The 8,104-nt window shown below is 58.5% G+C and carries 7 protein-coding genes; 6 read left to right on the top strand and 1 reads right to left on the bottom strand.

Going from position 1 to position 8,104, the window contains the following annotated elements; all coding sequences use genetic code 11:
- Positions 1 to 283: 283 nt before the first annotated feature.
- Positions 284 to 1,423, bottom strand: a complete 1,140-nt coding sequence (gene queG, locus EV102420_RS02845) for a tRNA epoxyqueuosine(34) reductase QueG (RefSeq protein WP_042388565.1) — start codon at positions 1,421 to 1,423, stop codon at positions 284 to 286.
- Here queG and nnr point away from each other — a divergent pair.
- The 6 genes from nnr to hfq all read left to right on the top strand — a co-directional run bounded on the left by nnr (position 1,422) and on the right by hfq (position 8,059).
- Positions 1,422 to 2,960: a bifunctional ADP-dependent NAD(P)H-hydrate dehydratase/NAD(P)H-hydrate epimerase gene (gene nnr / locus EV102420_RS02840; protein WP_042388563.1), complete on the top strand. Its 1,539-nt coding sequence runs from the start codon at positions 1,422 to 1,424 to the stop codon at positions 2,958 to 2,960. The genes queG and nnr overlap by 2 nt on opposite strands.
- The gene (gene tsaE, locus EV102420_RS02835; RefSeq protein ID WP_042388560.1) at positions 2,953 to 3,408 is read left to right on the top strand and encodes a tRNA (adenosine(37)-N6)-threonylcarbamoyltransferase complex ATPase subunit type 1 TsaE; all 456 of its coding nucleotides are present in this window, start codon (positions 2,953 to 2,955) and stop codon (positions 3,406 to 3,408) included. Before nnr ends, tsaE begins: the two co-directional genes overlap by 8 nt.
- 57 nt (positions 3,409 to 3,465) lie before the next feature.
- The gene (gene amiB, locus EV102420_RS02830) at positions 3,466 to 4,800 is read left to right on the top strand and encodes an N-acetylmuramoyl-L-alanine amidase AmiB (RefSeq protein ID WP_042388557.1); all 1,335 of its coding nucleotides are present in this window, start codon (positions 3,466 to 3,468) and stop codon (positions 4,798 to 4,800) included.
- Positions 4,801 to 4,809: 9 nt separating this feature from the next.
- Positions 4,810 to 6,699 carry a DNA mismatch repair endonuclease MutL gene (gene mutL / locus EV102420_RS02825; protein ID WP_042388554.1) on the top strand — a complete coding sequence of 630 codons (1,890 nt, stop codon included), beginning with the start codon at positions 4,810 to 4,812 and terminating at the stop codon, positions 6,697 to 6,699.
- Entirely contained in the window at positions 6,692 to 7,654 is a 963-nt protein-coding gene (gene miaA, locus EV102420_RS02820) for a tRNA (adenosine(37)-N6)-dimethylallyltransferase MiaA (protein ID WP_042388552.1), read from the top strand. Before mutL ends, miaA begins: the two co-directional genes overlap by 8 nt.
- Positions 7,655 to 7,750: 96 nt before the next feature.
- Complete coding sequence (hfq, locus tag EV102420_RS02815) at positions 7,751 to 8,059, top strand: RNA chaperone Hfq (protein ID WP_042388550.1); 309 nt, start codon at positions 7,751 to 7,753, stop codon at positions 8,057 to 8,059.
- Positions 8,060 to 8,104 lie beyond the last annotated feature (45 nt).

The raw sequence follows: 8,104 nt of genomic DNA, 5'->3' as shown, positions 1-8,104 counted from the left end.
GTTTCCCGCTCCAAATTTTCTCTTCTGAATAAATTATCCACAGCGCAAACGCCTGCTGGCATCGTTTTATTTCGGTTTTGACATATTCTTGTAAACAGAGTTATCCACAAGGATACCACCATCCCTTCTTGCGCATAAATGTTAACAATGTAAATAATATTTTTATAACTATCTGAATTATATGGATAAAATATTATTTCAAAATGTTAATGCGATCGCTTGACGAATTTCTCCGTATTGAATCGCAATACTTTTTTATTTTTATGCACACCCTGTGGAAAGCTCAGGCGTCGCGCGGCAGCCCTTTTTCAACCACCCTGACTAGCCTCAACTTCTGCGGAAGCTGTACCTCTACCACACAGGCGTTTCGCTTCTCTATCTGCTGCGCAATCGCCCATTCTATGTGCTCCTCAAGAAGTGGGTGCTCACCTCGGCGTTGCTCCAGCGCCTGAATATTTGCCTCGTCCCAGGGCGCGTTACCCAGCGCCACTGCAACATTACGCAGCCAGCGTAGATGACCGATACGGCGAATAGCCGATCCCTCTGTGACCTTGAGAAAATGCGCTTCGCTCCAGCCAAACAGCGCGATTAACTCTGGGGCGTGCAGCGCCTTACGCGGGCTAAAATCCTCTTCGTCAGTGAGCTGGGAAAAACGGTTCCACGGGCAGATAAGCTGGCAGTCATCGCAGCCGTAGATACGGTTGCCAATCAGCGGCCGGAACTCGGGAGGAATCGATCCCTCCAGTTCAATCGTCAGGTAGGAGATGCAGCGGCGGGCGTCAACGGTGTAGGGCTCAACGATGGCCCCGGTCGGGCAGATGGTCATGCAGGCCACGCATTTACCACACTTCTCTTCAACCGGCTGGTCGATGGGCAACGGCAGGTCGATAAGCAGCTCGCCGAGGAAAAAGAACGAGCCAGCCTCTTGATTGAGGATAAGTGAGTGCTTACCTGTCCATCCCAGTCCGGCTTTTTCCGCCAGCGGACGCTCAAGCAGCGGCGCGGAGTCGACAAAGGGTCTAAAATTCAGCGAAACGCAGTGCTGCTGGATAGTTTCACCCAGTTTTTTGAGGCGGTTGCGCAGGAGCTTGTGGTAATCACGACCCAGCGCGTAACGGCTAACGTAACCGAGCGCAGGATTTTTTAGCGTGCTGGCAAAGGCGGCATTGGCCGGCAGATAGTTCATGCGCACGCTGATCACCCGCAATGTGCCGGGTAACAGCTCATGCGGCCGGGCGCGCATCATGCCATGGCGTGCCATCCATGCCATTTCGCCATGGTACTGCTTATCGAGCCATGCCTGGAGTTTGGGTTCGCTGGCGCTGAGATCGGTATCGGTAATGCCGACCTGTTGAAACCCCAGTTCGGTGCCCCACTGCTTAATGTTTTGCGCTAGCTGATTGAGATCGAGGGGCTGTGACATGACGGACCATACGTTGAAAAGTAGACTGAATAATAACCGTACCACTATACCACACTCTGTCTGGCCTGCGCAGGCGCTGCGCGAGGCAGAAAAAGAGGCGGCGGATAGCCTGGGGATTACGCTGTTTGAGCTGATGCAGCGAGCCGGGGAGGCGGCGTTCAGCGTCGCGTGCGCTGCGTATCCGCAATCACGCCGCTGGCTGATCCTCTGCGGCCACGGTAATAACGGCGGCGACGGCTACGTGGTGGCGCGGCTGGCAAAGGCGGCGGGTATGGAGGTGACGCTGCTGGCGCTGGAGAGCGATAAGCCCCTGCCGGAAGAGGCGGAGCAGGCGCGTACCGCCTGGCTGAACGCGGCCGGTGAGATCCATGCTGCGGACAGCGCTTGGCCAGAAGGGATCGATCTGATTATCGACGGCCTGCTGGGCACCGGTTTGACCGACGCCCCGCGCGAGCCAGCCGCAAGCCTTATTACGCGTGCTAATGACCATGCCGCCCCGGTTATCGCTCTGGATATCCCCTCCGGGCTACATGCCCAGACCGGGACAACCCCCGGCGCAGTAATCAACGCTGCGCATACGGTGACCTTTATCGCCTTGAAGCCTGGGCTGCTCACCGGAAAAGCGCGGGACGTCACCGGCACCCTTCACCACCACGCCCTGGGGCTGGAGGGCTGGCTCGCAGCTCAGGAGACAGCGATTCACCGTCTGGAGGCCTCCCAGCTTGCGCAGTGGCTGCCGCCGCGTCGTCCCACATCCCATAAAGGCGATAATGGTCGGCTGGTGATTGTCGGAGGCGACCACGGCACCGCCGGGGCGATACGCATGACCGGCGAAGCGGCGCTGCGGGCAGGGGCAGGGCTGGTGCGCGTCCTGACGCGCGTCGAGAATATTGCCCCGCTGATCGCCGCCCGTCCGGAGCTGATGGTGCACGAGCTTACGGAAAAGCTATTGGAAGAGAGCCTTGAGTGGGCGGACGTGGTGGTGATCGGTCCCGGTCTCGGCCAGCAGCCGTGGGGCAAAAAGGCGCTGCAAAAAATTGAGAATTTTCGCAAACCCATGCTGTGGGATGCGGACGCGCTGAACCTTCTGGCAATCAATCCCGATAAACGTCACAATCGCGTTATCACTCCGCACCCTGGCGAAGCTGCACGTTTGCTTAACTGTAGCGTGGCAGAAATTGAAAGCGATCGCTTACTTTCTGCTCAGCGTCTGGTAAAACGTTACGGTGGCGTGGTCGTGCTGAAAGGCTCGGGCACCATCGTCGCCAGCGCAGACGACGATATTGGCATCGTGGATGCTGGCAACGCCGGGATGGGCAGCGGAGGGATGGGAGACGTGCTCTCTGGCATCATTGGTGCCATGCTGGGGCAGTCGTTTTCCCTGTATGAAGCCGCCTGCGTGGGCTGTGTGGCGCACGGCGCGGCAGCTGACTATCGCGCGGCGCGTTACGGCACCCGTGGGATGTTGGCAACCGATCTTTTTTCTGCGCTGATGCGTGTTATTAACCCGGATGTGATTGACGTAGACCATGATTAATCGAGTGATCCCTCTGCCCGACGAGCAGGCAACCTTAACGCTGGGCGAGCGCGTCGCGCAGGCCTGCAACGGCGCAACCGTCATCTACCTGTACGGTGATTTAGGTGCGGGTAAAACCACCCTAAGCAGGGGCTTCCTGCAGGCGCTGGGCCATCAGGGGAACGTCAAAAGCCCAACCTATACGCTGGTTGAACCCTATACCCTCGATAAGCTGATGGTGTACCACTTTGACCTCTACCGCCTCGCCGATCCTGAAGAGCTGGAATTTATGGGCATTCGTGACTATTTTGCCAACGATGCCATCTGCCTCGTCGAGTGGCCGCAGCAGGGTTCGGGCGTGCTGCCCGAGCCGGATATCGAAATCCATTTAGAATACCAGGCCCAGGGGCGAGAGGCGCGCATTGCCGCTGTCTCCTCTGCGGGTGAGTCTTTACTGACGCGTTTGTAACTGTGCGTTTGTAACTATGCATTTGTAACTATGCACTTGTAACTACAGGATGACGGGATGATCAGTCGCGTAAAATGCTGGGCCCTGGCCGCGCTTGTCGCGCTAAGCGCGCAGGCTACCGCCGCAAGTCTGTCGGATATTCAGGTCTCCAATGGCGATGACCAGGCCCGTATCACGCTGAGTTTTATGGGCGATCCGGAGTACGCGTTTTCCCAGGAGGGCAAACGCAGCGTAGCGCTGGATATCAAACAGACCGGTGTGATTCAGGGCCTGCCGCTGCAGTTCAGCGGCAATAATCTGGTAAAGAGCATTCGTTCCGGGACGCCGAAAGATAACCAGTCGCTGCGGCTGGTGGTCGATCTCACTGAAAACGGCAAAGCCCGGGCGGTAAAACAGCAGAACGGCGCGAACTACAAGGTGGTGTTTACCATTGATGCCGACGCGCCGCCTCCGCCTCCGCCGCCGGTTGTCGCGAAACGCGTTGAGACGCCAGCAGTTGCAGTTGCGCCACGGCCAGCAGAGCCTGCCCGTAACCCGTTTAAAAATGAAAATGATCGGGTGACCAGCGTCACTAACAGCAACACCGTGACGCGTCCGGCCATGCGCGCCAGCTCTGCCTCGGGTGACAAGGTGATCATCGCCATTGATGCCGGACACGGCGGCCAGGATCCTGGCGCTATCGGCCCCGGCGGCACGCGTGAGAAAAACATCACGCTCTCCGTGGCGCGTAAGCTGCGTGCCCTGTTGAACAGCGATCCGATGTTTAAGGGCGTGCTGACCCGCGACGGGGACTACTTTATCTCGGTAATGGGACGCTCGGACGTGGCACGGAAACAAAACGCCAATTTCCTCGTCTCTATTCACGCTGATGCCGCGCCAAACCGTGACGCCACCGGTGCCTCGGTGTGGGTACTCTCTAACCGCCGCGCCAACAGCGAAATGGCGAGCTGGCTGGAGCAGCACGAGAAGCAGTCTGAGCTGCTGGGCGGGGCGGGTGACGTGCTGGCAAACAGCCAGTCCGATCCCTACCTAAGCCAGGCGGTTCTCGATTTGCAGTTCGGTCATTCCCAGCGCGTCGGGTATGATGTGGCGACCAATATGCTCACCCAACTGTCGCGTATCGGCTCGCTGCACAAGCGCCGCCCAGAACATGCCAGCCTTGGCGTGCTGCGCTCGCCGGATATTCCGTCGGTGCTGGTGGAGACCGGCTTTATCAGCAACCGCAGCGAAGAGCGCCTGCTGGACAGCGATGACTATCAGCAGCAGCTGGCGGAAGCCATCTACGCTGGTCTGCAAAGCTACTTCCAGGCGCATCCGATGCAGTCCGCGCCGCAGGGTGGTGCAGCACAGACCGCCAGCGCCGGATCGCCGGGGAGCGGCCTTTTTAACTAAGGAGATTTCATGCCGATTCAGGTCTTGCCGCCGCAGCTAGCGAACCAGATCGCCGCTGGCGAAGTGGTAGAGCGCCCTGCGTCGGTGGTGAAAGAGCTGGTTGAGAACAGCCTTGATGCGGGCGCGACCCGCATCGATATCGACATTGAGCGCGGCGGAGCGAAGCTGATCCGCATTCGGGATAACGGCAGCGGCATCGGTAAAGATGAGCTGGCGTTGGCCCTCGCGCGTCATGCCACCAGCAAGATTGCCTCGCTGGACGATCTGGAGGCCATTGTCAGCCTGGGCTTTCGCGGCGAGGCGCTGGCCAGTATCAGCTCGGTCTCGCGACTGACGCTGACCTCCCGCACCGCCGATCAGCCGGAGGCGTGGCAGGCCTATGCCGAAGGGCGGGAGATGGCGGTAACGGTGAAGCCCGCCGCCCATCCCCCCGGCACGACGCTTGAAGTACTCGATCTCTTCTATAACACCCCTGCGCGCCGCAAGTTTATGCGCACGGAAAAGACGGAATTCGGCCATATTGATGAGGTGATCCGCCGCATCGCGCTGGCGCGCTTCGACGTCACGATCACCCTGAACCACAACGGTAAGATGGTGCGCCAGTACCGCGCCGTGCCGCCGGGTGGGCAGCAGGAACGCCGCCTGGGGGCCATCTGCGGTCTGCCGTTTATGGAGCAGGCGCTGGCGATTGAGTGGCAGCACGGCGATTTAGCCATGCGCGGCTGGGTTGCCGATCCGAAAGCCACCACGGCGGCGCTGGCTGAGATCCAGTACAGCTACGTCAACGGCCGTATGATGCGTGACCGGCTGATCAACCATGCTATTCGCCAGGCTTGTGAAGACAAGCTGGGCGCGGATCAGCAGCCTGCGTTTGTGCTCTATCTGGAGATCGATCCGCATCAGGTGGACGTTAACGTTCATCCCGCCAAGCACGAGGTGCGCTTCCACCAGTCACGGCTGGTGCATGACTTTATCTACCAGGGCGTAGCCAGCGTATTGCAGCAGCAGCTCGCTGCGCCGCTGGCGCTGGCGGACGAACCCGCGCCGCGTCAGGTGCCGGAAAACCGCATCGCCGCCGGGAAAAACCAGTTTGCCCAGCCGCCCACCGCGCGTGAACCGGCTGCCCCGCGCTACGCTGAACCAGCCGCGCAGCCGCGCAGCCAGGGCGGCGGGTCGGGAAGTCAGGGCGGTGGATCGAGCAGCGCAGGTGGCGCAGGCTGGCCCAACGCCCAGCCGGGGTATCAAAAGCAGCAGGGGGCACTCTACCGCAAGCTGCTGGAGACGCCGGACGCTGCATCCGCACCCGCCGCGCCGAAAACCGCCGCACCGCTGCCTGCCTCACGTAGCCAGAGCTTTGGTCGCGTACTGACCATCGTTAATGACAACTGTGCGCTGCTGGATCGTGAAGGCCAGCTCTGTGTGCTGTCGCTGATGGTGGCCGAACGCTGGCTCAAGCAGGCGCAGCTGTTACCGGTGGAGGGCACGCCGTGCAGCCAGCCGCTGCTGATCCCGGTGCGGCTCAAGGTTTCGGCTGAAGAGCGGGCCGTGTTAACGCGGGCGGCCACCATGCTGAGTGAAATGGGCATTGAGTTTCAGTCAGATGCGCATCATGTGACCATTCGCGCAGTGCCTTTACCCTTACGGCAACAAAATTTACAAATCTTGATTCCTGAACTGATAGGCTACCTGGCGCAGCAGACGACCTTCAGCGTAGCAGAGAGCGCCCAGTGGATTGCCCGCCGGCTGGCCAGCGAACGTCCCCAGTGGAATATCGCGCAGGCCGTGGCGCTGTTAGCTGACGTTGAGCGGCTTTGCCCGCATCTGGTAAACGCGCCGCCGGGCGGTTTGTTACAATGTGTTGATATCACCCCGGCGATGAAAGCCCTGAAAGATGACTGACGTAAGTACTGATATAGCTAAGGCGAGCCTGCCTAAGGCAATTTTTTTAATGGGGCCAACCGCCTCCGGGAAAACGGCGCTGGCCATCGCGCTGCGTAAAGTTTTGCCAGTAGAGTTGATTAGCGTCGATTCTGCCCTTATTTATCAGGGGATGGACATTGGCACGGCGAAGCCAGACGCCCAGGAGCAGGCGGCAGCGCCCCATCGGTTACTGGATATTCTCGATCCGGCGCAGGCTTACTCCGCGGCTGATTTTCGCCGCGACGCGCTGGCCGAGATGGCGGAGATTACCGCCGCAGGTCGGATCCCCCTGTTAGTGGGGGGAACCATGCTCTACTTTAAGGCGCTGCTGGAGGGCTTATCGCCATTGCCCTCGGCGGATCCCGCAGTAAGAGCTAAAATTGAACAGATGGCGGCAGAGCAGGGGTGGGAAGCGCTGCACAAGCAGCTGGCAGAGGTAGATCCGCTAGCGAGTGCACGAATTCATCCCAACGACCCGCAAAGGCTTTCCCGGGCACTGGAAGTTTTTTTCATTTCGGGTAAAACTTTAACGGAACTGACGCAAACGTCAGGAGAAGCTCTGCCGTATCAGGTGCATCAGTTCGCCATCGCCCCGGCGAGCCGTGAACTGCTCCATCAACGAATTGAGCAGCGTTTTCATCAGATGTTGGCTTCAGGTTTTGAAGCAGAAGTGCGGGCGCTTTTTGCTCGTGGAGATTTGCATACGGACATGCCTTCCGTTCGTTGTGTGGGATATCGCCAGATGTGGTCCTATCTTGAAGGCGAGATCTCATATGATGAAATGGTTTATCGAGGTGTTTGCGCGACGAGACAGTTAGCGAAACGCCAGATAACCTGGCTTCGCGGTTGGGAGGGCGTTCACTGGCTCGACAGTGAAAAGCCAGAACAGGCGCGAAATGAAGTATTACAGGTTATTGGTGCTAACGCAGACTGAATGTGTACAATTACATCGGATCGTGCGCAAAATTTTACGCAGTTTTCAGGGCCTTCGGGTTCAAAGTACAAAACAAGCATATAAGGAAAAGATAGAATGGCTAAGGGGCAATCTTTACAAGACCCGTTTCTGAACGCGCTGCGTCGGGAACGCGTTCCGGTTTCTATTTATTTGGTGAATGGCATTAAGCTGCAAGGTCAAATTGAGTCTTTCGATCAGTTCGTGATCCTGTTGAAAAACACGGTCAGTCAGATGGTCTATAAGCACGCAATTTCTACTGTTGTCCCGTCGCGTCCGGTTTCTCATCACAGTAACAACACCGGTGGCGGCACCAGTAACTATCACCATAGCAGCAACGCGCAGGGTTCTTCTGCATCACAACAGGACAGCGAAGAGACCGAATAAGGTTTTTTGCTGTTTTCCATGTCGGGGAGCCAGGTGTTCCCCGCT

Origin of the sequence: Pseudescherichia vulneris NBRC 102420 (genome assembly GCF_000759795.1) — a bacterium.
Taxonomy (GTDB): Bacteria; Pseudomonadota; Gammaproteobacteria; order Enterobacterales; family Enterobacteriaceae; genus Pseudescherichia; species Pseudescherichia vulneris.
Note: the sequence above shows the minus strand (reverse complement) of the source record. Positions and strands in the feature narration are given on the sequence as shown.